Raw genomic sequence first — 24,483 nt, 5'->3', positions numbered from 1 at the left:
GGGTGTTGATGGGCGCTATGGAAAGTTATGCAAACAATAATGGATTTGTTTCGGCGGAAGATTTTTCGATACTGCAGCTGGCATTGATCAATTTTGCCGATTCAGCGGACTACACGATGCTGAGTACGCATCATGAGGTTGCCAGTAGCTCAGTTGATCCTGCAGAAAAACTGCTGGCGGTGAAGTTGTTTCAGGAAAAACTGGGGTCACTACTAAGCCGCAGTAAACCGTCCGCACCTGTGGCGATCAATCGGATTCAAGGCGGGTTGAACGAATATATTGCGAGACTTTCGGCGACGGTGGAGATCCTTTCCGGAGCGGCAACACCCGTACCGAACATCATGCACTTCGTTTGGGTGGGCGGCAGTGAAGTTGGTGCGATTCAGCGTGATTACATGAATATCTGGCGCGAAGTGCTCAAGCCTGAGCAGTACCGGTTCAATCTCTGGTACGACAGCGACGCTTTGCTTGCTTTTGAAATGAATCGGGTGATTCTCGACAGCGCACGTATTGATGCGATGGAGTCGGGAGGCGCTCTGGCCGGGAAGCCCGGCGAACTGGCGCGAATGATCGAGGATCGCGCGCGCGTGTTGAAACACCAGATGTTCGCGTACATCGAACAACCGCAATGGCGCGGCAGGGCGGATGAGGCCCGTATTGACCTGATGGTGCGGGCGTATGGCAAGGATCGCGCGACGCTTGAGGCCTTTCGCCAAAAGTGTCTGGCTTCGCATCAGGCCATGGCGGGATCGGATCTGGATTTGCGCGACGTACGTCAGGCGTTCGCCGGACACTTTTTACAGGATGTCTATCAGCGCGAAGTGGCCATGCGCGGCAACTTTGCGGCGGCCAGTGATGTGGTGCGTTTGCAGGCCGTGCACCTCGAGGGTGGCCGTTACAGTGACATGGATTACTTGCCACCGTTGGCCGACAAGTTGGGTGGCGTGGATATCAGTGGTTTCAATGGAGAGCAGCGATTTGCGGTTCTTAAACTTTTACTGGATCACAACGAGGCGTTGATGCCGGGTCGCGATGCGCTTCGTTACGAAGGCATCGGCGGACAAATTCCTGCCCGGCATGTAGAGGCGTTGACCACATTTGCGCTCAGCAAACCGCGCGCTCTGGATATTTTTGTTGCGCCACGGGACAAGGGGGTTCCACGGCAAGCGATTCGCTTGGGGACTGCGCACAGCGATCCTTCAAGGGGGGAAATGAATGCGCATATGTTGGCCCATCCTGGTAGTGGTATGACCCGCTCCATCATGGAAGTCATACGGGTCAACTACGACTGTCTCACCGAAGTCGAACGGCGGATGGATGCAGCAGGCGCGGGATGGGGAGAGAAAGCACGGCTGAATAAAGTCATCGCAGATGTAATGGAAGAAAAAGCCGCACGAGTCATCGCACTGTCGCATGCGGATGAGTTGTATCTGCCCCGGCTGGAACTGGCGATTCTTCAGTATTACTCAGACGGGATTCGTCCCGAATCGCGCGGCACGATTGTATTGAGCGGTCCGAGTGCTGCCAGTGCAGGGCTCGGTAAGTACGCGGCCACACATCTGCAACTTGATCAATGGCTGGCCGTGCGCGACAAACTGAAGTTGACGCAGGGCTACAACACATATACCGAAGAGGAACTCGTCAGCGGCTGGACGGTAAACGGTACCGAGGAGGACTGGTTAATAAAAGAAGTGGAAAAATGGCAAACCGGCAAACTCAAGTCGCGTTACGCCGGCCAGTTGGCCGACCTGCTGAAAGAACACACGCTGACGTTCAAGCAAGGCTGGCCGGTGATTGAAGGCAAACCGGTGTTGTTGACTTCAGTATTGCAGCAGTTGATGAATGATTTGGGCGAGCCATTCATTCGCGTCATGAAGGAGAAGTTGAGCGGTGATTTCACCTTCGACACAGCCTTCGCCCTTGATTTTGATACCCGTCAACAGATCATCGCGCAACCCGACAGCCAGATCCCGACGTCCCTTGGCGTCGAGTCCACCAGCAACCTGAACGAATTGTTCACCCACGTCGCCCACGGCTCACTCAAACCTGACCACTTGAGCCCGATGCTGCGCGTGATACTTGGCGGTATTTTCGGCGCTACAAGCCTGGACGCCGCCGGGTTCGCCAGTGTTTGGCAGCAAGTATCGGATATCGCCCACGCAACCACGCAAGACGGTCTGTTCGCTCGCTACAACGCCATCGAGAATGCCGTGCGCCAGCGCCAGCCAGCGGTCAACGAAACCGCCCCGGCGCCGGGTGGCCAGCCTGACAGCCACACTTCGCGCGAGCTCAAGGTGTTTGCCCTGACCGAACCGCTGACGCTTAACAGCTGGCGTGAGCGCGTTGAGCAGATCAACCGCACCGCGCGACGTGAATATCACGCGCAAATCCTCAAGCGCGGCGGGCAGGTGCGTGATCTGTTTTTCAAGGCAGGTGCCATTTCCAGCCGGCAGATGCCGCAGGATTTACTGATGAACACTGCAGGCGATCCGGGTCGGCGCTGCTATCCGCTGGCGCTGCTGACTGCGTCGGCACTGGCACAGGGCGAGTCGGCCGAGCGTGCACTGATCGGGCGTGTGGCCAACGCCGGCAAGACACCGGATGACGCTGATTCACGGGCCTTGCTGCTGGCACTGGATGAGCTGCATCAAACGCCCATCACCGAGCATGGAAGCGCGCGCGGCCTGCTCGGGCTGGAGGGTATCGTGCAGATGCTGCAAGCGAAAACGGCACCTGCCGTGATGCTGCTCGATACCGGCAATCATGCGCTGTTGGTGGCCAAAGTCATGCAGGGCGATGCGCCGGTCTTGCGCTTTTATGACCCCAACTTTGCGATTTTCAGTTTCGCCGCAGCACCAGAACTGACCTTGGGTATGGCGCTCTACTTGAGCGCCGGAAAGAGCGCGATGGCCAGGCTTTACGGTCTGGACGACATCGCCAAAGCACAATTCAACGTAATCGAATTGGATACCACGAAGATAGCCAGCACCGTGCTTTCTTCCAATCTGCGGCTCGACAGCTTTCTGCAAAGTGAGGCGATTGCCGATGCTCAAGGTGTTTCAATCTGGGAAAAATATTCAGCAGAGCGCACCCGCTCCGTGAATGAAAACGCTCGGATGGGCGCTGGTCTGGCGCAGCTGGACGCTCGCTACTGGACGCAGGAGTTTGCCCAGGCCACCGACCTTTTGCGCGCCGAGCATAAACTGGGACCTGAATACCTGCCGTTGCTGGACACCGTCGAAAAAACGCCGGATGCGGGTTACTCGCTGACCATGGCCGACGCACGCCACCCGCAGAACAGCCTCAAGGTCTCGACCACCGACGCGCGGTTCAGCAAGATCAAACAACACCTTCAGCGTCTGGTGAAAACCCTGGCCGGTGAGGCCACCCATGCGGGGGAAGCCGACGGCGGGAGTCGCTTGAGTTTCGCCTTCGCGATTCAGACGCTGATCACTGAAATGCGCCAACGTGATTACCAGGACGGCGAAGGACAGATGCCGGCATTGGCGATTGCCCTTCAGGTTCAGGTGTATGTGAACTATGCACAACTGGGGTTCGGTGTGGTCAGCGACGCGGTGCAGATTGCCCGGCTGGTGCAACAGGTGTCTGCCGCTGAACAGGCACTGCGACAGGCCCCGGTATCGGGACGGTTGGTCGGTCGTGCTGCCACTGGCGTCGGTTTTGTATTCTCCCTCGCCAATATCGGCTTCGATATTTACAACCTGTCGATTGCCGAAAATCATGAGCAGCGTTCGCGGTTTTCCACATCGCTGGCGTTCAACGTCGCAGCGCTGGGGCTGGATATCGTCGCGCTGGCGGCGGGCGGCGTCGTTGGCGGAGCAGCGGCTATTCTCTCTGTCCCCTTGCTCGGTATCGGCATCGGCGTGACGGCCATCGCCAGCAATCTGGGGCAGATCCGGGACAAGGCCACGGCGGTCGGCAATCATCTGCGCGATATCCAGAATGCCTACACCCCCGGCGCCTATACGCTCGAAAACGGGGTTTTGCAGTTCCCGGCCGAGGCGGTCATCACGGGCCTTGATCTGCAAGATAATCAAGTCCGGTTCAACAGCCAGAGTTTTTACCCATGGGTGGGCGGCCCTCTGGAGTTGCCGCATTACACCGCTGCCGCAAAGCATATGCACCGCGCCATCAACATTCGCGAGGCATTGGAACTGCCCGAAATCATGACGCTCGACGAGGGCCGAGCCGGCGATCGCCATACGGTCGTGCTGCCGTGTACGCCTGTCTGCTTTTACGGATACGAGTATCAACTGGGGGGCACGGGGCACAAGTACGTGCCCAAGCCAGGAGAGGTGGTTGCGCCGCGTGCCGCGAGTGAGGCCCCCGGGCCGCAGTGGTATTCATACCTTTCGCCTCTTGCTGTGGCCATTGAAGCGATTGCCGACAGCTACAACGATGGCATCTATACCCGCTATCCTCAATTACGCAACAGTGCGGCTTACAAGTTGGAGTATGACAAACAAGGTAACCAACGGTTTTACCTGTACAGCACTCCATCGCTAAAACACATCCTCTACAAACTGATCCCGATCCATAAGCCGACGAACATAGAAGTGCAACTGGATGAGCATGTCCGTCAGTTGGTAGTCCCGCAGTTGCCGAAGGAATGGAAACAGTGCATTTCTTACGAGATCGTCAGCCGTTCTCCCGGCATCCGTCAGCTCTGGCTGACGCCGGGGCTCGTTGCGGTTTCCCTGCGCAATTACGCAGCGACGCAGTGGATACTTCATGCAGCGTGGGCTGCCGAAAAAAGCATTCGCTTTAACGGCGTGACGCTTAACGTCGACGGAATTCCCATTGAAGGTCATGTGGACTTCATCGAACTGGCCAGCGGTGAATTGTTCCGCCTCGACTGGAAAACCGCGCGGCTGGTGCTGGTATCAATCACGCTGCAGCATCCGGTTATGCTGGCCACCTTGTCGACATGGAACATTACGGCTGGCAGAGAAACTTCGCAGGCAGAGGTGAAGGAGCGGATTCGAAGGTTGGTAGCAGAGCAACGCGTCGCCACCGCTTATGTGCCGTTGTACAAGTTCAAGGTGCCGCTGAACGAGGCTAATCAACCGGTGTTCGTCACCGCTTACTATGACGTGGCGAACGCCCGGACGTTCTATGCGCGCAACCTGCCCGAAGCAGTCAATGACGGCGTGATGCTGGCGGCAGTCGACACAAGGCACGCCTGGTTCTATCACCCCGAGCATGCAACGGTCTGGCGCGTCGACGCGATCACCGGCACCGTCAACCGTCGTTATCGGCTGATGAATCCCGCCAGTGGCTCAAGGATTGTCGGTTGTGAACAGACTGCCGGTGGCATTCGGGTGCGGCAAACGATGCTTGAGGTTGTCAGCGGCGTGGAGACCGGTTTTGAATACATTCTGACTGAGTCCGCGACAGTGCTTGAGTGCATCGACACTTCGGCTGCCTGGGGCGATTACACGCCGCGCCGGTCGGTGAATTACTGGCGTTCATTGGTTGATCGCTTCAAAACGCCGCGTGACTACTCCGATAGCCTCTCCGGCATGGCGCCGAGTGTGGCCATTTGGGGACCTGCCCAATTTGTGCAGATACGCAGTCATGTCCAGCAAGCGGTTCGAGATCTGGGCTGGATTCGTCTGGCCGATAATCTGTATTTCCATTTAAGCCGCGCCAGTGGCCTCGATCTGGATACGGTGATGCTGGTCTGGGATGAAGGTCTGGGCGATCTCCCGCTGTTCTACAGTAAAAGCGCCGGGCTACTGCAACGTGGTGCAGAGACGGATGCCGCGCAAGTCATCGCCAGTGACGTCATCGATGTCAGCAAATTCGGCCAGCGTTACATCGCCACTCGAGAAGACGGCCTGTTGTTCGAGGTCGACAAGCAAGGTGTGATGAATTTTGTCGGTGTCGGGAAGCACTGGTTGCGCAAGCATACGGATTGGCTCGCCGCTTTACCGGCACTTGCTGAAACGTGGAAAGCTGCGCCGTTTTCGATCATTGGGCCTGGCGATGTCAGCAGCGAACATTCACTGGCGATGTGGTGTATCGACGGCAAGGTCTTGCTGGCCAATATCACGGGTGCCAGGGAGTTGGATCTGGTTGGACTGACGCCTGACAAACAGGCCGCGTGGCTGCTGGATGGCTGGGGGCGACTCTATCGCCAGCCCCTGATGCAGATGGAAGGTTTGCGCCGGGTGTTTGCCGATGGCAGTCGTCTGTTGCATCCAGAGCATTTGCCACGCGCGGAAAAAGTCTGGTCGCAATGGTCATTTGCCCAAGTGCTGGTGCACGGCGAAGGCCTGCTCGGACAAACCCACGAAGGCGTCAACCTGGAACTGTTCGATCATCAGCCTGCACGTATTGTCAGTTTCGAAAACACATGGTCGGACACAGCCGGGCAACATCCCGAGCAGTTGCAGGAGCGCTTGCGAGCACTTTTGAGCAGGGAGAGCCATGCGCCCTTCCTGCCAATCAAAGCGCATGAGGAGCGCTACACCTATTACGTGCCGAAACTGGATCGGCTGTTCGAAGTTGGCGGCCGCGCGGATGGGCAGTGGGCTGAGTTGCTGGGTACTCTCGGTGAGTCGGTGGCGCTGCTGTTCGATCCTGTGGACGGCTTGATCTTCAGTCGTGGAGCGGCGACGAACATCTGGCTGCCGGACAGTTACTCCCACCGCGACGGCGAGGTGCTGTCGCTTGAAGCGAGTGGTGAGGTCAACGATCTCGTGGCGATGCTGCCGGACGGGGTCACCACGTTGGTTCTGGCTTTCGGTGCGTTTACGTCGAGCTACCGAATCTCGGATGAAGCGTGGCAGCGGCTGGACTGCATCGTTGTCGATAGCCGCCGACCGTCCGCTACGCAAGTCGCCGGCGAAGGCACGCTGGTTCTGGACCTGGCCAACAATGAACGCTTGGTGATGTCGCAGGTTGATGGGCAACTGGTGTTCAGCGATCCGGACAATGCGCACAGTCTGATCGTGCGCGCGGCTGAACCGCAGGAGGGGGAAACAGGGATGACAGTGCAAATCAACATTATTGTTGCCGACCACCTGTACACGCTCGCGACTCAGCAGTGGCTGAGCGCTTTGGCCAAAGCGCGGGGTGATAAAGGGTTTGCCACACTCGACGCGGTTGTTGAAAACGTTTGATTTGAATTCGGCAGGGCCGGTGAGCGCCGGTTAACCCTGAGCGACAGCAAAACGCCGCGAACGATACCGTTCGCGGCGTTTTACCGGGTGGTTATTACCGGCGAGCCTGTACTCAAGGCACCAGATAACCCTTGATCCCGGTAAAGATGATCTGCGCCGCCAGTGCGCACACGAACAAGCCCATCAAACGACTGACAATCTGCAGACCCTGATCGCCGAGAATCCGCTCGATGCGGTTCGACAGGTACAGCACCACGCCGACGGTGAAGCTGGCCAGCGCGATACTTGTGATCGCGGTGAGTTTGTCGTCCCAGTGTGGCTGGCTGACGCCCATCACCAACAAGGCGCCGATGGTGCCGGGGCCGACAGTCAGTGGAATGGTCAACGGCACGATGGTCACATCCTGCTGCACATTGTCGGTTTGCACCACCGACTTGCCCTGCGCCATGCCCAGCGCCGATATGAACAACACGCTGCCGGCGCCGATCCGGAAGGCATCCACAGTGATGCCAAACACGTCGAAAATCACTCGCCCGAACAAATACAGCAGAACGCTGGAAACCAGGGTGGCAATCGCCACTTTCCACGCCAGTCGGCGTTGCTCCTTGCGCGAATAACCACGGGTCAGGCTGATAAAGCAGGACAACACGAAGAACGGGCTGTAGAGCACCAGCATCTTCAGGTAAACGCTGAATAACACGTGGAGCATGATCTTGGCTCACGGCAGGAGAATGTGGGGATGGAGTCTATCAGTCGTTCAAGTTTTTGTCGGTAACGTCTTTTTAATATGTTTGGAGTTGCTGTTCGTTTGGTTGTTGGTTGTTGTTTTGTTTGTTGATTATGTTACATCTTTAGGTTGGTATGTTTTTGTTTGGCTGGTTATGGTTGTTCTCACAAGTTCATGAGAGCTTGTTTGAGTAACGATAAGGAATTCGTGATGAGTAACCAAGTGATGCAGCCAACGTTTGTTGATAGGTGTTTGAAAGAAATACAACAATATGATGTCAGTGAGATGCCCGCTATTCGGAGTCGAAGTTTTGCCTCGGGTATTACCGCGGGAGATGCTGTTGTAGTACCGGATAAAGGCTCTGTCGTTGGTGAGGGTATTCTGTCTTTTACGGGTAACCTCAGTGATGTAAATCGAACCGACGCACAAAATGCCTTTCTTTTCGCAAGCCTGGCGGCGAACAAACGGTATCCGCGGGAAGACCAAGGTCAAGAATGGTATCTTCTCTTCCGTAACGTTATGGAAGCCGCGGGCTGGACGTCTATCAGAAAATATTACAATGATCTTGAAGTAGGCGGCACCAGTGTTCGAATGGACAAACTGGTACTGGAGATTCTGGGTTCAGTTCTCTCGGGTGTAGCATTGCCCGGTCCGACTAGTGCATTGATGTTGAAAGTGGCAACCGATGCAATTGCAGCCCTGAGCAAGCGTGAGACCGCCTTGACGCTGTATGAACGAAACCTTCTGAATAACGGCGTGGGTGGTATTTCGACCGGAGCCTGTACCGAAGTAAATGGTGTGCCCTTAATGGCTGTCGGTGCAGTTCGTTTCCTGCGCAGGAATACGTCGGACAAAGTGCTGTTCGTCGATGTGGATGTTCGCAACGTGAAAATGTATCGTGGCGAAACCGTGTTTGAAAAAAACACTGATACAGCCAATGCAACTCGCGACTATATACGAACTAAGTTGGGTCTGAATGCACTTTCTAAAATCGAAGAGTTCGAGATTTAATCAGTGTTTGAAGGGCGGTCGGAGTCGGCTGCCCTTTTTTATATTCAGGAGGGGTGGACATGGTCGATGAATATTTGACGATGGTGGTGGGAAATTCCATTGTACTTGTGCCTGAAGTTGATGGTGCGGCGGCTTACGATGATCTGATCAATTCGATATTGCTTGCACAATTGGTGGCTAATAAAAAGATTGAAAAAACTCCTGAGGTAATCTGGTATGACGCCTGTATGGAAGTTCTCGATGCCTACTGGTTACGACAAAAAAAGTCGAATCAGACATGGGAGTTCAGTTACAACGCAGAAGGACTCGTGCCCGATGTGTTTACCGCCATGTTGACTTACGGCGCGTTGGGTGACGCCCATACAACCGCCGCGGTTCTGGCGCGAGTTGCAAAGTTGCCAGACAAAGAGCCGGCACTCCAACTGCTGCGCAGTCACATGCAACCATTGGTTGAGCCCAAGCCGACCGCAGTTCCAGAGCCGTTGATGGATGTACGTTTACTGGTGATAGTCGCGAAATCCCCCAACTCGATTACCAGCGCGTATGTCGAGTTCAAAACTCGACAGGCACTGAGCCCCAATCCATTCCAACAGTCGTATCAAGCTGATGATCTGCACGGTTTGGTTCACGTGCATCACGCGTGTGCAAACCTTATTGAACAGCTTTACGGCCCTGTGCGTGCCGCGACTGCCTTGAAAGTCAGGGACAGACTTGCGCGCAATGTTGCAACGTTGCCTCTGCCAACGGAGGTGGAATCATGTCGGCTCCGATGACACCGCAGGCAGCGGTGGTGGGCGGTAGCGTCGTGGCATTTGCCGGTAGCCTGCCGGCGTCACATCGAGAAGACATCTTCATGAGCACCGCCTATGCACAAAAGACTACGCGTGCGGCAATTGAGGATGGTCTTTCGGCTGACTGGTTCGAGTACTACTGCAAGGTACTCAAGTTTATCGGTTGGGATGTGCCGAAACCGCAAACCTTGACGCCATTGCGCAACAGCTTGATGGCCGGCCAGGCGACGCAACGGATTTCAACCATCATGGGCGAGGAGTTTTCCGAGCCAATGCGTCGTGCGCTGGTGGCAATGGAGCGCAATACATTGGCGCTCAAGCTGTTCGAGTCTACGAGCATTCGTGGCAATGCCGGTTTCTTTCAGATAATTCCCTGCGTCATGAGCGGCCTGAACAAGGTTCAGATGGGCATCTATAATCGTCAGTTCAGGATCAAGCGACAGATCTCAGGATTTCTGTTCGGCGAGGACGAGACGCTGATCCATGACAGCGTCGAACAGATCGCCGCCATCACGTTCAACACCCTTTATTACGCCCAGTTTCGGGAAAAGGTAAAAGAGTCGGTAATAAGCGGCTCGCTCAATTATCTGAGCAGTCTGGAGATCTGAGCGATTCAGAAGGTCGACGCCGTACGATTGTGCTGATCACGTTGGGCCACCCAATGCTCGATCAACTCGCGCAATTGCGACAGCTCGACCGGTTTGGACATGTGCCCGTCCATTCCGGCCTGGCGTGCGCGCTCCTTGTGCTCGGCTAAAATGTGCGCGGTCAGCGCGACGATCGGCGTGCGGATGCGTTGGTTGCTGACTTCCCACGCGCGCAATTGCTGAGTTGCGGAGAAGCCGTCGAGGATGGGCATCTCGCAGTCCATCAACACCAGATCGTACCGTTGGGCTTTCATCGCTTGCAGCGCTTCTTCGCCGTTGCTGGCGGTGTCGGGTTGCAGGTTGAGCTTGCCGAGCATGCCGCGAATCACTTTGGTTGAAATCGTATTGTCTTCGGCAACGAGGATGCGGAAGTCGCTCGGCACTTTGGCCACCGTGGCCGCGCTCACCACTTGCGGCTGGAACACCACCTGGCCTTTGTTGCGCTGGTTGAGTTCGTCCGCCAGGGTGGTCTTGAGCGTATAGCCGGCCACGGGTTTGGCCAGAATCCGTTTGATCCCCGAGTTGCGCGCGATGATCTTGCTCGGCGCGTTGCTGATGCCGGTGAGCATGATCAACAGGATGTCGTGGTTCAGGCTTGGGTCTTCCTTGATCTTGGCTGCCAGTTGCATGCCGGTCATGCCGGGCATGTTCTGATCGAGCAGGACCACATCGAAGTAATCACGCAGGTGCGCCTTGGTGCGCAGCAGCGCCAGCGCTTCCTTGCCCGACGGCACGGCGCTGACGTTCAGGCCCCAGGCGCTGCATTGCTGCACCAGCACCTTGCGACAAGTGTCGTTGTCATCGACCACCAGCACCCGCGCGCCTTGCAGCGGGCTGTCGAGGTCGGAGGTCGGGTGTTCAAGGCGATCCGGGTCCAGCGGCAGCGTCAGCCACAAGGTGCTGCCCTGATTGGTGCCGCTCTTGATGCCGAATTCACCCTGCATCAACCGGATCAGTTGCCGTGCGATCACCAGGCCCAGATTGCCACCCAGACGATTGGCCGAAAGGAAGTGCTTGCTGTGCAGCTCGGCGTGCATCAGCGCGTCACGCTCTTCCTGCTCCATCGGCTGGCCGCTGTCCTGCACGGCGATGCGCAGGCGCGGTTTGCTGCTGCGCTCATCGAGGGCGACGACGATCAGCACTTCACCTTCGTCGGTTTTCTTCAGGGCGTTTTCCAGCAGGCTCAGCAGGGTCTGGCGTAGACGGGTCGGGTCACCGCTGATCACCCGTGGTACTTGCGGCTGAATGAAGCTGATCAGTTCGACGTTCTGCTGTTCGGCCTTGGCGCGGTAGATGCTCAGACAATCGTCGATCAACGCGTTGAGATCGAACTGCACGTCGTCCAGTTCGATCTGCCCGGATTCGAGTTTGGAGATGTCGAGGATCTCGTTGATCAATGTCAGCAGTTCGTTGCCGGCGCTGTGGATGGTCTGCACGTAATCGCGCTGTTTGACCGACAACGGCGTGCCGAGCAGCAACTCGGTCATGCCCAGCACGCCGTTCATCGGCGTGCGGATCTCGTGGCTGATCTTGGCGAGGAACTCGGCCTTGGCGTTGATCTCGGCGTTGCTTGCGGCGAGGTCGCGACTGATGCTGAAGCGGCTTTCGGTGATGCTGCGTTGACGCTCGCCCAGGGCAATGCTCATCAACAGCCCGCTGATGCAGATAAACACCATCAGCGTCATGATCAGGCCTTGCGGCGCGACCAAGGTCAGGCCCAGCAATGCCGGAAGAATAATCAGCGTACCGATGTTGAACACCACCATGGCGGCCACGAACAACCGCGCCGGGCGGTAGCCCTTCTGCCAGTGATAACACGCTACAAACAACATGCTCAGGCCGGCGAGTGCTACCAGCGCGTAAGTGATGATGTTCAGTGGCAAGGTGTTGACGAACAACAGCAACAAGCTACAAGTCACGATGAACAGAATGTCGCCCAGCAACAGTTTGTTCAGCGGATGCGGGCCCAGCGGGGCGAAGAAGCGCAGGGCAAACATCAGACCGGCCGGAGCGGTCAGCAGCAACGCGAGATAAGCCCCTGGCGTCTGGATCGCATGCCAGTTCGGCAGCCAGGGGCCGGCGAGGTTGAGCAACAGCAACAGGCTGAGCCCCAACAGACCCTCGCAGACCGCGAGCCACAGGCTGCTGCGTGAACGGGAGTAGGCGTAACGCACGAGATTGTGCAGCAACAGCATGGCGAGGCAGCCGAACAACAGGCCGAAGATCAGTGTCTGGTTCTGGTCGGCTGCGCTCATGACCGCCGATTGCAGGGTGATGTGCGGGCGCAACTGATGGTCGGAAACCAGCCGCACGTAGACGTCGAGAGGCTTGCCACTTTGCGGCAGCGGCAACATGAAGTCGCTGCTCGGTAGCGGCCGTTCAGCCTGGGGCTGGTCGGTGCCGGTGTTGCGTTGTTCGATCAGCTGGTCGCCGTCGAGCACGTACAGATTGAGGTGTGACAGGTCCGGGGCGAAGATCCGCAGCACTTGTTCGTGCTTGCCGGGCGCGAGCCTGAAACGCAGCCACAATGCTCCCTCGGGCTGGGCCGCGGTGAGGCGGTCAAGGTCGATGGGGCTGAATTGATTGGTGTAACGGGCTGAGCGAATGTCGCTCAGTTGCAGATTGCCCTGATCGTCGAGCAATACCGACCAGCCACTGCCTTGCGAGGCCTGGGCCGGGAGCATGCAGAGCAAGGTCAGCAACGTGACGGTGAAGCTTATGGCAATCCTGAGCCAGCGCACGGCGAAATCCCTTCTTAGGTTGATGCCAGAGTATAACGACGCGCGGCGGCGGAACAGCCCGGTGAGGAGCGGTACTCCTCACCGGACTTCATGGACAGCTTATTCCTGGGTTTCGCCACGTTCACGGGCAATGGCGCGGTAGCCAATGTCCTTGCGGTAGAAGCTGCCTTCCCAGTCGATCGCGGCCGCCAGCTTGTAGGCTTGCTGTTGGGCTTCACTGACGCTGGCGCCCATTGCGGTGGCGCAGAGTACGCGACCACCGGCGGTCACGACCTGGCCATCTTTCAGTGCGGTGCCGGCGTGGAAGACTTTGCCTTCCAGGCTTGCCGCAGCGTCCAGACCGTTGATCGCCGCGCCTTTGGCGTAGTCGCCCGGGTAGCCGCCAGCGGCCAGCACGATGCCAACGCTCGGACGTGGATCCCACTGCGCTTCGATCTTGTCCAGCGCTTGCGCCAGAGCGGCTTCAACCAGCAGCACCAGGCTCGACTGCAAACGCAGCATCACCGGTTGGGTTTCCGGATCACCGAAACGGCAGTTGAACTCGATGACTTTCGGGTTGCCGGCCTTGTCGATCATCAGACCGGCGTACAGGAAGCCAGTGTAGACGTTGCCTTCATCGGCCATGCCGCGCACGGTCGGCCAGATCACCAGGTCCATCACGCGCTTGTGCACGTCGGCGGTGACTACCGGGGCAGGGGAGTAAGCACCCATGCCGCCGGTGTTCGGGCCGCTGTCGCCGTCGCCGACGCGTTTGTGGTCCTGACTGGTGGCCATCGGCAGGACGTTCTTGCCGTCGACCATGACGATGAACGAAGCTTCTTCGCCGTCGAGGAATTCTTCGATGACCACACGCGAACCGGCATCGCCGAAAGCATTGCCGGCAAGCATGTCGCGCACGGCGTCTTCGGCTTCAGCCAGGGTCATGGCAACGATCACGCCTTTACCGGCGGCCAGGCCATCGGCCTTGATCACGATCGGTGCGCCTTTTTCACGCAGATAAGCCAGGGCTGGCTCGATCTCGGTGAAGTTCTGGTAGTCGGCAGTCGGGATCTTGTGGCGCGCCAGGAAGTCCTTGGTGAACGCTTTCGAGCCTTCCAGCTGCGCAGCGCCAGCGGTCGGACCGAAGCAGTCCAGGCCACGGGAGCGGAACAGGTCGACAACGCCAGCGACCAGCGGCACTTCCGGGCCGACGATGGTCAGGGAAACGTTTTTCTCGGCGAAATCGGCGAGTTGCTCAAGGGCCAGCACGTCAATGGCGACGTTCTCGCACTTGGCTTCAATCGCCGTGCCGGCGTTGCCCGGGGCAACGAAAACCTTCTGCACGCGCGGATCCTGAGCCACTTTCCAGGCCAGAGCGTGTTCACGGCCACCGCTGCCAATGATCAAAACATTCATTTCAAAAACCTCAAATTCTGTAAAGCGCTGCAAAACCTCTGTGTGCAAACCCTGTAGGAGCTGCCGGAGGCTGCGATCTTTTGATCTTGATCTCAAAAACAAGATCAAAAGATCGCAGCCTCCGGCAGCTCCTACAAAGCTTCTGCACAGAGGGAGCGTGTATCAGTGACGGAAGTGGCGCATGCCGGTGAACACCATCGCAATGCCGGCTTCATCAGCAGCGGCAATCACTTCAGCATCACGCATTGAGCCACCTGGCTGGATCACCGCAGTGATGCCGACCTTGGCCGCATTGTCCAGACCGTCGCGGAACGGGAAGAACGCGTCCGATGCCATCACCGAACCGGCTACTTGCAGACCCGCGTGTTCAGCCTTGATCGCAGCGATACGTGCGGAGTTTACGCGGCTCATCTGGCCAGCGCCGACACCGATGGTCTGACGGTTCTTGGCGTAGACGATCGCGTTGGATTTGACGTACTTGGCCACTTTCCAGGCGAAGATCAGGTCGTTGATTTCCTGTTCGGTCGGTGCACGCTTGGTCACGACTTTCAGGTCTTCGCTGCCGATCATGCCGATGTCGCGGCTTTGTACCAGCAGGCCGCCGTTGACGCGCTTGTAGTCCCACGCGGCAGCGCGGTCAGCCGACCACTCGCCGCAGGCCAGCAGACGCACGTTGGCTTTGGCGGCAACGATGGCGCGGGCTTCTTCGCTCACGGAAGGGGCGATGATCACTTCAACGAACTGACGCTCGACGATCGCCTTGGCGGTCTCGGCATCCAGTTCACGGTTGAAGGCAATGATGCCGCCGAACGCCGATTCGGTGTCGGTGGCGTAAGCCAGTTCGTAGGCCTGACGGATGCCGCCTTCGGCGTCCGGGCTCACCGCCACGCCGCACGGGTTGGCGTGCTTGACGATCACGCAGGCTGGCTTGACGAAGCTCTTCACACATTCCAGCGCAGCGTCGGTGTCGGCCACGTTGTTGTACGACAGCTCTTTGCCTTGCAGTTGGGTCGCGGTAGCGATGCCGACTTCGGCAGGTTTGGCTTCCACATAGAACGCCGCGCTCTGGTGCGGGTTCTCGCCGTAGCGCATTTCCTGAGCCTTGATGAACTGGCTGTTGAAGGTGCGCGGGAATTCGCTGCGGCCTTCGGTGCTCAGGGTTTCAGCGGCCTGGTTCACGGTGCCCATGTAGTTGGCGATCATGCCGTCGTAGGCAGCAGTGTGTTCAAACGCCTTGAGCATCAGGTCGAAACGCTGAGCGTAGGTCAGGCCACCGGACTTGAGGTTTTCGAGGACGTTGGCGTAATCGCTGGCATTCACCACGATCGCGACGTCTTTATGGTTTTTCGCTGCCGAACGAACCATGGTCGGACCGCCGATGTCGATGTTCTCGATGGCGGTCGGCAGGTCGCAACCTGGCTTGTTGATGGTCGCTTCGAACGGATACAGGTTGACCGCTACCAGATCGATCGGCTTGATGCCGTGTTCGTTCATGATAGCGTCGTCGATACCGCGACGACCGAGGATGCCACCGTGGATTTTCGGGTGCAGGGTCTTCACCCGACCGTCCATCATCTCTGCGAAACCGGTGTAATCCGCGACTTCCACTGCGGCAACGCCGTTGTCGCGCAGCAGCTCGAACGTTCCGCCGGTGGAGAGGATCTCGACGCCCAGGGCTTCAAGCTCCTTGGCGAATTCGAGGATCCCGGTCTTGTCGGAAACGCTGATCAAGGCGCGGCGGATCGGCAGGCGGGTAGTCTGGTCGGTCATCTCAATTTCCATCAAAAGCAAAGGAAGTCAGCAAAAAAGGCGACCGGTTTTACGCGGGCGCCTTTCTGGTTTGATTGAATGCTTACAGCAGATCGTACTGCTTGAGTTTCTTGCGCAGCGTGCCTCGGTTGAGTCCGAGCAGCTCGCTGGCCTTGGTCTGGTTGCCCTTGACGTAGTTCATCACGCTTTCGAGCAGGGGAGCCTCGACTTCGGAGAGCACCAGGTTGTACACATCCGTGACGGACGCGCCCTCAAGGTGGGCGAAATAATTGTGCAGCGCCTTCTCGACACTCCCGCGAAGGGTCTGACCTTCTTCGCTTGGTGTATTGAGGTGCTGTTTCAAATTCACGTTGTCGCTCACGGGTGCTGTTCCACTCACTAAAGTCTCGGTCATCATCGTCATGCGGCCACCCCTTCTTCGTCCCCTGTCAGGCTCTTGTAATGCTCGGCGAAGAACTCCCGAACATTGGCGCATTGTGTTTCCGTACCATCCAAACGATTGAAGTGGGCGCGAAACTCCTTGGCGCCCGGCAAGGTTGCGAGATACCAGCCCACATGCTTTCGAGCAATACGCACGCCCATCACATCCCCATAGAAAGCGTGAAGTGCGGCCAGATGCTCTAGCAGAATGTGTTCCACCTCGATCAGCTCCGGTGCCGGCAATTTCTCGCCAGTGCGCAGGAAATGATCGATCTCGCGAAAAATCCATGGCCGCCCTTGGGCGGCTCGGCCTACCAACAGGCCATCGGCACCGGTCGCATCGAGCACGTAACGGGCCTTTTCCGGCGAATCGATATCGCCATTGGCAAACACCGGGATCGACACGGCCTGCTTGATCGCGGCAATCGTGTCGTACTCGGCTTCACCTTTATAAAGATCGGCGCGAGTGCGGCCATGCACTGCCAGCGCGGTGATCCCGGCCTGCTCGGCGATCTTCGCCACGGTCAGACCGTTCTTGTTGTCGCGATCCCAGCCAGTGCGGATCTTCAGGGTGACCGGCACATCAACTGCCGCCACGACGGCCTGCAGGATCTCGGTCACCAATGCTTCATCTTTCAACAACGCGGAGCCGGCGGCCTTGTTGCAGACCTTCTTTGCCGGGCAACCCATGTTGATATCAATAATCTGTGCGCCCAGTTCGACGTTGGCGCGGGCCGCATTTGCCAGCATCTGTGCATCACCACCGGCAATCTGTACCGAGCGTGGCTCGGGATCGCCTTCGTGGATCATGCGCATGCGCGACTTGCGGGTGTTCCACAGGCTCATGTCACTGGTGACCATTTCCGAGACCACAAGCCCTGCGCCCAAACGCTTGCAAAGCTGACGAAAGGGCTGGTCGGTGACCCCCGCCATCGGGGCGAGAATCAAGCCGTTCTGTAATGTATATGGGCCGATGCGTACCGCCGACATAGGACTTCCCTGAAGTGGGGCCGGATCATGAGAGTTCGAAAAAGGGTTGGCATGATACCCGCTCTCGATGACTGGATAAAGGCTGAATTGAACAAAATCTGAACAGTTATTTTCTTATCGCCAGCGGTTCGGTAGCCCGGCGCGCAGTCAGAAAATTGCCGTCAATTCAGAAACGATGAAGCGATTCACTCGGGCGAGTGAAAACTCAGGCTGTAATTCACCGCTTTAGGGCCTGGATCGAGAATATCCAGCGCGATGTGGATCGGCGTTTGTGGCGGCATTTCTGCCAAACCTTCGAGATCGCCGCTCAAGTATTCGCCGGGTTTGAAGCGCCGACTGGCGATCAGGTGGCCGTTTAGGTCGGCAAACCGCAGCTCCAGCAGCGGAAACGGCTGGGAGAACGTTGCGCGGTTATAAATGATCGCGTCGACCACCAGCGCGCCGTTGAACTCCGGATGGCTGCGCACTACCAGGTTGCTGCTTTTGATTCTGGCAATGTCGACCTTGGACGGCACCGTGCAGCCGATTTGCGGGCAGACTTGCTGGAACCATGGGCGGTATTGATCCTGCCGCGCCAGTTCGTCGAAATGGTAGGCGATGTACTGGGCGGCGAGGCCACCAGCGGCGAGCAACACCAACAGCAGCCAAAGCAGGCGACGGGCCCAGGGTGAGCGGCGCTTTTGCCAGTCCAGTTGCAGCGGGTCGTCAGTCAGGTCCTGCAAGACTTCGGCGCGTACACCGGGGTCTGCGCGCTCACGTTTTTTGCGCTGCGGTTCGAGCAATGGCAGATCGTCATCGCTGTCGTCACTCGCGGAGAGGCGCTCACGGCGGGCATTCGGATCGATCGGATCGTGCAGGCGCAATTGCGGGATCGCCGGTTCATCATCCAGATCCACCGGCTCCAGCGACAGCGAGGGCTCGGTGCGGGCGGCTTTGATCGGTTCCTCGACAACTTCCGGTTCGGCTTCAGGCTCCGCTCTCTCGTCGGCAGGCTTGCTGAACAGGCTGTCGGGCCAGACCGCTTCATCCGGTTCCGGACTGTCGCGACGGGCACTCAGGGAATCTTCGCGCGGACGACCGAATTCGGTGGTCGGCTGGATTTCCCGTTGTTCGAGGCGGGCGAGTTCTTCGTCCAGGTCGAGACTGTCGAGGTCCAGCTCCGAGGCGCTCCATTGCTTTTGGCTGATGGCGCGGGTGACAGGTGGCTCAACGACCGCGGGCGATTCAACCACCGGCGGTGGCGCAACCGGCAGTTGTTCGGCATTGGCAGGTGCAACCGGCGTCACCGCGTCCTTGCCCGCGTGCTGTTCAAGCAGCTGTTTGGCGGCGTTGAACACTTGCAGGCAGGAGCCGCAGCGAACCACTCCGCGGGCCACGCTCAATTGAGCGTGGCTGACACGGAAGCTGGTTTGGCAATGCGGGCACTGAGTGACGAAACTGTCGGTCATGCGGCGATCCGGATTATGCAGGCGGCCATTCTAGCGCCGACGCCCGGTGATGCGCACCCAGCCATCGCGATTGGCGATCGGGTCGAGATCGAAGTCCTGAGCGTAGGCAGCAGCGACTTCTTCACCTTGTTCGGCAAGAATGCCCGACAGCGCCAGACGCCCGCCGGTCTTGACCAGGCTGGCCAATTGCGGTGCCAGCGAAACCAGCGGGCCGGCGAGGATATTGGCGACCAGCACGTCTGCTTTGACCTGCGGCAGATCTTGCGGCAGGTACAGCGGGAACAGCTCATCGGCGATATTGTTGCGCCCGGCATTGTCGCGCGAGGCTTCCAGCGCCTGCACGTCGATGTCGGTGCCGACGGCTTCTTTAGCGCCGAGCAGCAGGGCGGCGATGGCCAGAATCCCCGAGCCGCAGCCGAAATCCAGCACGTTGCAGTCTTTGAGGTCCTGGCCGTCGAGCCATTCCAGGCAGAGCGCGGTGGTCGGGTGGGTGCCGGTACCGAACGCCAGGCCCGGATCCAGCAGCAGGTTGACTGCGTCAGGCTCGGGCGCGGCGTGCCAGCTCGGAACGATCCACAGGCGTTGGCCGAAACGCATTGGCTGGAAACCATCCATCCAGCTGCGCTCCCAATCCTGGTCTTCGATGACTTCGCTGTGATGCTCGGGCAACGGGCTGCCGGTCAGCAATTCGAGGTGGGCCAGCACGGGTGCAGGCTCGGTGCCGCCTTCGAACAGGGCCAGCAGGTGAGTGTGCGCCCACAGCGGAGTGGTGTTGAGTTCCGGCTCGAAGATCGGTTGATCTTCGGCGTCCATGAAGGTCACCGAAACAGCGCCCACTTCAAGGAAAGCGTCTTCGTAGGTTTCGGCTTGTTCCGGGCTGATGGCGAGACGTACTTGCAGCCAAGGCATGGCGGGCACCTTTGAAAAATATTGATTGCAGACTAGCGGCCTGCGAGAAGCGCGCAAGTTTACGCGAGCGCGCGGCAGAACACGACCATGGCCGAAGATCAAAAGATCGCAGCCTGCGGCAGCTCCTACAGGGGAATACATTCTAAATGCAGGAGTTGCCGCAGGCTGCGATCTTTTGACTTTGCTGCACAAACAACAAAGCCGCCCGAAGGCGGCTTTGTCTGGTGCGGGCTGAAGCTTAGTGCTTCTCGCCAGCCAGCTTGTGCTCGAGGTAGTGAATGTTCACGCCCCCTTTGCAGAAGCCTTCGTCACGAACCAGATCACGGTGCAGCGGGATGTTGGTCTTGATCCCGTCAACCACGATTTCGTCCAGGGCATTGCGCATGCGGGCCATGGCTTCGTCGCGGGTAGCGCCGTAAGTGATCAGCTTGCCGATCAGCGAGTCGTAGTTCGGCGGAACGGCATAACCGCTGTACAGGTGCGAATCGACGCGAACGCCGTTGCCGCCTGGCGCGTGGAAATGCTTGACCGTGCCCGGGCTCGGCATGAAGGTCTTCGGGTCTTCAGCGTTGATCCGGCATTCCAGCGAGTGACCGCGGATAACCACGTCATCTTGCGTGAACGACAGCTTGTTGCCAGCGGCGATGCTGAGCATCTCCTTGACGATGTCGATACCGGTGACCATTTCCGAAACCGGGTGCTCCACCTGAACACGAGTGTTCATTTCGATGAAGTAGAAACGACCGTTCTCGTACAGGAACTCGAAAGTGCCGGCGCCGCGGTAGCCGATGTCGATGCACGCCTTGACGCAGCGAGCCAGAACTTCCTGGCGAGCCTGCTCGTCGATGCCCGGTGCCGGCGCTTCTTCGAGAACCTTCTGGTGACGACGTTGCAGCGAGCAATCGCGGTCGCCCAGATGGATGGCGTGACCCTGGCCGTCGGACAGAACCTGCACTTCGACGTGACGCGGGTTGGTCAGGAATTTTTCCAGATAGACCATCGGGTTGCCAAACGCCGCGCCTGCTTCGGTGCGGGTCAGTTTGGCGAACGAGATCAGGTCTTCTTCCTTGTGCACCACGCGCATGCCGCGACCACCACCGCCGCCAGCGGCCTTGATGATCACCGGGTAGCCGACTTCACGACCGATGCGCAGCGCCGTTTCTTCGTCTTCCGGCAGTGGGCCGTCAGAACCTGGAACGGTTGGCACGCCTGCTTCGATCATCGCGTGCTTGGCCGATACCTTGTCGCCCATCAGGCGAATGGTGTCGGCTTTCGGGCCGATGAAGGCGAAGCCGGAGTTCTCGACCTGCTCGGCAAAATCGGCGTTTTCCGCGAGGAAACCGTAGCCTGGGTGAATGGCGGTAGCGCCAGTCACTTCGGCGGCAGCGATGATGGCCGGGATGTGCAGGTAAGACTGAGAGGCCGAGGCCGGGCCGATGCAGACGGATTCGTCTGCCAGACCCAGGTGCATCAGCTCTTTGTCGGCCTTGGAGTAAACGGCGACGGTCTTGATGCCCATCTCTTTGCAGGCACGCAGAATCCGCAGGGCGATCTCACCGCGGTTCGCGATCAGAACTTTTTCCAACTTCGCAGTCATCAAAGGCTCTCCGCAGTTCAAACGATGGTGAACAGCGGTTGGTCGTACTCAACCGGCTGGCCGTCTTCGACGAGGATGGACTCGATCACACCGCTGGTTTCAGCTTCGATGTGGTTCATCATCTTCATGGCTTCAACGATGCACAGAGTGTCGCCTTTCTTCACGGTCTGGCCGACTTCAACGAAGGACGGCGAGGCTGGCGAAGACTTGCGGTAGAACGTGCCGACCATCGGCGAACGGGCAACAGTGCCGTTCAGCGCCGGGGCAGCAGCGGCAACCGGAGCAGCTGCAGCTACAGGAGCGGCGGCTGGTGCAGCGACCGGCGCTTGCATCGGTGCAGGCGCGTAGTACTGCTGAGCCGGGGTCTTGCTGTGACGGCTGATGCGTACGGACTCTTCGCCTTCCTTGATCTCGAGCTCGTCGATGCCGGACTCTTCCAGCAATTCGATCAGTTTCTTAACTTTACGGATATCCATGAATCATCAACTCCCAAGGGTCGGTCAGGGGCGCTTAACGCTTGTCGTTCAAGTCGTTGCCTGTGTTTCAAGCTGTTCTAGTGCAGCCTCCAGGGCCAGTCGGTAACCGCTGGCGCCAAGGCCGCAGATCACTCCCACCGCTACGTCGGAGAAGTAAGAGTGATGGCGGAAAGGTTCGCGCTTGTGCACGTTGGACAAATGCACTTCGATGAATGGGATGCTCACTCCAAGCAACGCGTCACGTAATGCAACACTTGTATGTGTAAATGCGGCCGGATTGATCAGGATAAAGTCCACACCTTCGCCGCGTGCGGCGTGGATGCGGTCGATCAATTCGTACTCGGCATTGCTTTGCAGATGCAGCAGATGATGGCCGGCTTCACGGGCGCGGCGCTCCAGATCCTGATTGATCTGCGCCAGGGTCGTCGACCCATAGGTACCCGGTTCGCGGGTGCCGAGCAGGTTCAGGTTGGGGCCGTGCAGCACCAGTAGGGTTGCCATCTGCGTTGTCCTTGTCATGAATGAGCAGTCGTCAGAACCCGGCGACTATGCCGCAAAGACTTTATGACTGTCCAGTTCTATGCAATAGCCAGCACGATGGCCGATGTTTGCGCAAAATATGTGACCGCGTGATCTGATCCGGTCATTTGTGGCAATTCCTGTAGGAGCTGCCGCAGGCTGCGATCTTTTGATTTTCAGAAGCAAGATCAAAGGATCGCAGCCTGCGGCAGCTCCTACAGGGAATTTCTTTAGACGCGGAAGGCTTGTACGGCCGTATGCAACTGCCCGCCCAGTACCAACAGGTTTTCGCCTTGCTCGCGGCCCCGGCCGATACGCAGCAAGTTATCCCCACCCAACTGATGAATCCGCTCACTGTGATCGCGAATCTCGCTGACCGCGCCACTTTGCTGCGCGGTGATATCGGCGATGCGGATTGCTGTGTCGGAAATGGTCTGGATCGCACCGACAATCTTGTCCAGCGCACCGTCCGCCGCTTGTGCCTGATTCGCCGTCGCTTCGGCGTGCTCGACTTGCGCACGCATGCCTTCGACCGATTGCCGGGCAGCGGTTTGCAGGCCGGCAATCAGGGTTTGAATTTCCGCCGTCGCCCCGGCCGTACGCTGCGCCAGGGAGCGCACTTCCTCGGCCACCACGGCAAAACCGCGGCCCATTTCCCCGGCGCGCGCCGCTTCAATCGCTGCGTTCAGTGCCAGTAGATTGGTCTGGTCGGCAATCGAGCGGATCACCGTCAGCACGCCGCCAATGGTCGCCGACTCTTCAGCCAGATGTTCGATCATCTGCGCATTGCCCTGCACTTCGCCGACCAAGGCGTGCAGGCCTGTGAGGCTCTGGCCGATGACGGTCTGACCGTGCTCGACAGCCAAACCGGCATGACGGCTGGCATCGGCGGCCTGACGCGCGTCCCCGGCAACTTGCTGGATAGTCGCCTCCAGTTCGCCGAGCGAATCGCGAATCAGCGCCGTGTCTCCGGCCTGATGTTCGGCGCCGCTGTGCAGTTCGTTGCTCAACTCGGCGAGGGTGCGACTGCTGCCCGCGACTTGTTCAGCATTGCCGCGAATGGTCCCAACCAGATCCACCAGATACGCGCGCAAGCGGTTGAGCGAGGCTTCGATGTCGTGCAGCTCGCGGTTGGTCTTGCCCAGTTGAATGTCGCGACTGAAATCGCCGTCGGCCCATACGGACAATGCCGGCGCGAGGTTGGTCAGGGTTCGCGCCAGACGCCGCTGCAAGGTGTCGATCAGCAGCGCAATCAGCAGGATCAGGCCGATCATCACGCCTTGCATCAGCCGCACTTCGCCCTGAATTTGCCCGTGCTGGGCACGCACCACCGGTTCCAGTCCGGCGATGGCGTGTTGCACGGCAGCGATTTTCGCGTGGGTGGCGGTGCTGAGTTCGCTGCGTTTCTGGATTTGCTCGCGGGTGCGCGCAAGCTCTGCCGGGTAACGACCGAGCAGGCTGTTGAGTTCACGTTTGAGGCCTACGCCCGCATCCTCGGCAACGGCTTTTTCGCTGCTTTCGATGCCCATCATCGCCGCGAAGTCGTCGCTGCTCGATTCGTTGCTGGCCACTACACCCAGCAGGGGCAGAGCATCGATCAACTGTGCTTGAGCGCGGATATTGCTGACTTCGCGTTCAACGTCGACCGCCAGTTCACTGCGACCGCTGCTGACCAGTTTGTCTCGCGCCAGTGAGAGTTTGCCCAAGTGCTGAGAGGCAGCAAGCAGCGGCGTCAGGTAGGCCGCGTTGCCGCTGGCATAAGCGCTGAGCTGGTCGAGGCTGGCGCTCAATTCGCGCTCGGCCTGTAACAGCAATGCCTGCGGATCACCGGCCAGTTTGCCGGCGGCGAGCAAATCGGTTTTGCTGAATTCATCAAGGCCCGACAGGCTCGGGC

At 58.6% G+C, this 24,483-nt stretch carries 16 protein-coding genes; 4 read left to right on the top strand and 12 right to left on the bottom strand.

Features of this window, described 5'->3' with window-relative positions; genetic code table 11:
- Positions 1-266: 266 nt before the first annotated feature.
- Positions 267-7,148: a TcdA/TcdB pore-forming domain-containing protein gene (locus tag ICA15_RS17835; RefSeq protein ID WP_224450890.1), complete on the top strand. Its 6,882-nt coding sequence runs from the start codon at positions 267-269 to the stop codon at positions 7,146-7,148.
- A 112-nt stretch (positions 7,149-7,260) separates the two neighbouring features.
- Here the strand turns inward: ICA15_RS17835 and ICA15_RS17830 are convergent, their stop codons facing one another.
- Positions 7,261-7,857, bottom strand: coding sequence for a MarC family protein (locus ICA15_RS17830; RefSeq protein ID WP_150617957.1), 597 nt, complete (start codon positions 7,855-7,857; stop codon positions 7,261-7,263).
- Positions 7,858-8,085: 228 nt separating this feature from the next.
- On the opposite strand from ICA15_RS17830, the gene ICA15_RS17825 reads away from it, so the two are divergent.
- The 3 genes from ICA15_RS17825 to ICA15_RS17815 are packed head-to-tail and all read left to right on the top strand — an operon-like array spanning position 8,086 to position 10,285.
- On the top strand, positions 8,086-8,886 hold the full coding sequence (locus tag ICA15_RS17825) for a hypothetical protein (protein WP_150617956.1): 801 nt from the start codon (positions 8,086-8,088) through the stop codon (positions 8,884-8,886).
- A gap of 59 nt (positions 8,887-8,945) precedes the next feature.
- Complete coding sequence (locus tag ICA15_RS17820) at positions 8,946-9,659, top strand: hypothetical protein (protein ID WP_210554212.1); 714 nt, start codon at positions 8,946-8,948, stop codon at positions 9,657-9,659.
- Complete coding sequence (locus ICA15_RS17815) at positions 9,644-10,285, top strand: hypothetical protein (RefSeq protein WP_210554211.1); 642 nt, start codon at positions 9,644-9,646, stop codon at positions 10,283-10,285. Before ICA15_RS17820 ends, ICA15_RS17815 begins: the two co-directional genes overlap by 16 nt.
- Before the next feature lie 5 nt (positions 10,286-10,290).
- Here the strand turns inward: ICA15_RS17815 and ICA15_RS17810 are convergent, their stop codons facing one another.
- From ICA15_RS17810 to ICA15_RS28665, 11 genes are all read right to left on the bottom strand, one after another.
- Positions 10,291-13,065: a hybrid sensor histidine kinase/response regulator gene (locus ICA15_RS17810; RefSeq protein ID WP_210554210.1), complete on the bottom strand. Its 2,775-nt coding sequence runs from the start codon at positions 13,063-13,065 to the stop codon at positions 10,291-10,293.
- Between the two features lie 99 nt (positions 13,066-13,164).
- Positions 13,165-14,460 carry a phosphoribosylamine--glycine ligase gene (purD, locus tag ICA15_RS17805; RefSeq protein WP_210554209.1) on the bottom strand — a complete coding sequence of 432 codons (1,296 nt, stop codon included), beginning with the start codon at positions 14,458-14,460 and terminating at the stop codon, positions 13,165-13,167.
- Positions 14,461-14,622: 162 nt separating this feature from the next.
- The gene (gene purH, locus ICA15_RS17800; RefSeq protein ID WP_210554208.1) at positions 14,623-16,230 is read right to left on the bottom strand and encodes a bifunctional phosphoribosylaminoimidazolecarboxamide formyltransferase/IMP cyclohydrolase; all 1,608 of its coding nucleotides are present in this window, start codon (positions 16,228-16,230) and stop codon (positions 14,623-14,625) included.
- 82 nt (positions 16,231-16,312) lie between these two features.
- Positions 16,313-16,633 (bottom strand): DNA-binding transcriptional regulator Fis, encoded by a 321-nt coding sequence (gene fis / locus ICA15_RS17795; protein WP_003221275.1) that lies wholly within the window; start codon positions 16,631-16,633, stop codon positions 16,313-16,315.
- Complete coding sequence (gene dusB, locus ICA15_RS17790) at positions 16,630-17,640, bottom strand: tRNA dihydrouridine synthase DusB (RefSeq protein WP_150602564.1); 1,011 nt, start codon at positions 17,638-17,640, stop codon at positions 16,630-16,632. The genes fis and dusB overlap by 4 nt, the downstream gene beginning before the upstream one ends.
- Positions 17,641-17,825: 185 nt before the next feature.
- Positions 17,826-19,088: a DUF3426 domain-containing protein gene (locus tag ICA15_RS17785; RefSeq protein ID WP_150602563.1), complete on the bottom strand. Its 1,263-nt coding sequence runs from the start codon at positions 19,086-19,088 to the stop codon at positions 17,826-17,828.
- Positions 19,089-19,118: 30 nt separating this feature from the next.
- Positions 19,119-19,997 (bottom strand): 50S ribosomal protein L11 methyltransferase, encoded by an 879-nt coding sequence (gene prmA / locus ICA15_RS17780; RefSeq protein WP_210554207.1) that lies wholly within the window; start codon positions 19,995-19,997, stop codon positions 19,119-19,121.
- Between the two features lie 238 nt (positions 19,998-20,235).
- Positions 20,236-21,594 carry an acetyl-CoA carboxylase biotin carboxylase subunit gene (accC, locus tag ICA15_RS17775; RefSeq protein WP_150602561.1) on the bottom strand — a complete coding sequence of 453 codons (1,359 nt, stop codon included), beginning with the start codon at positions 21,592-21,594 and terminating at the stop codon, positions 20,236-20,238.
- Between the two features lie 17 nt (positions 21,595-21,611).
- Entirely contained in the window at positions 21,612-22,070 is a 459-nt protein-coding gene (accB, locus tag ICA15_RS17770) for an acetyl-CoA carboxylase biotin carboxyl carrier protein (protein WP_150602560.1), read from the bottom strand.
- A gap of 48 nt (positions 22,071-22,118) precedes the next feature.
- Complete coding sequence (aroQ, locus tag ICA15_RS17765; RefSeq protein WP_025111759.1) at positions 22,119-22,571, bottom strand: type II 3-dehydroquinate dehydratase; 453 nt, start codon at positions 22,569-22,571, stop codon at positions 22,119-22,121.
- Between the two features lie 248 nt (positions 22,572-22,819).
- Positions 22,820-23,863 (bottom strand): methyl-accepting chemotaxis protein, encoded by a 1,044-nt coding sequence (locus ICA15_RS28665; RefSeq protein ID WP_411959660.1) that lies wholly within the window; start codon positions 23,861-23,863, stop codon positions 22,820-22,822.
- Positions 23,864-24,483: the final 620 nt, after the last annotated feature.

Source organism: Pseudomonas sp. P116, assembly GCF_020149425.1.
Classification (GTDB): domain Bacteria; phylum Pseudomonadota; class Gammaproteobacteria; order Pseudomonadales; family Pseudomonadaceae; genus Aquipseudomonas; species Aquipseudomonas anatoliensis.
Note: the sequence above shows the minus strand (reverse complement) of the source record. Positions and strands in the feature narration are given on the sequence as shown.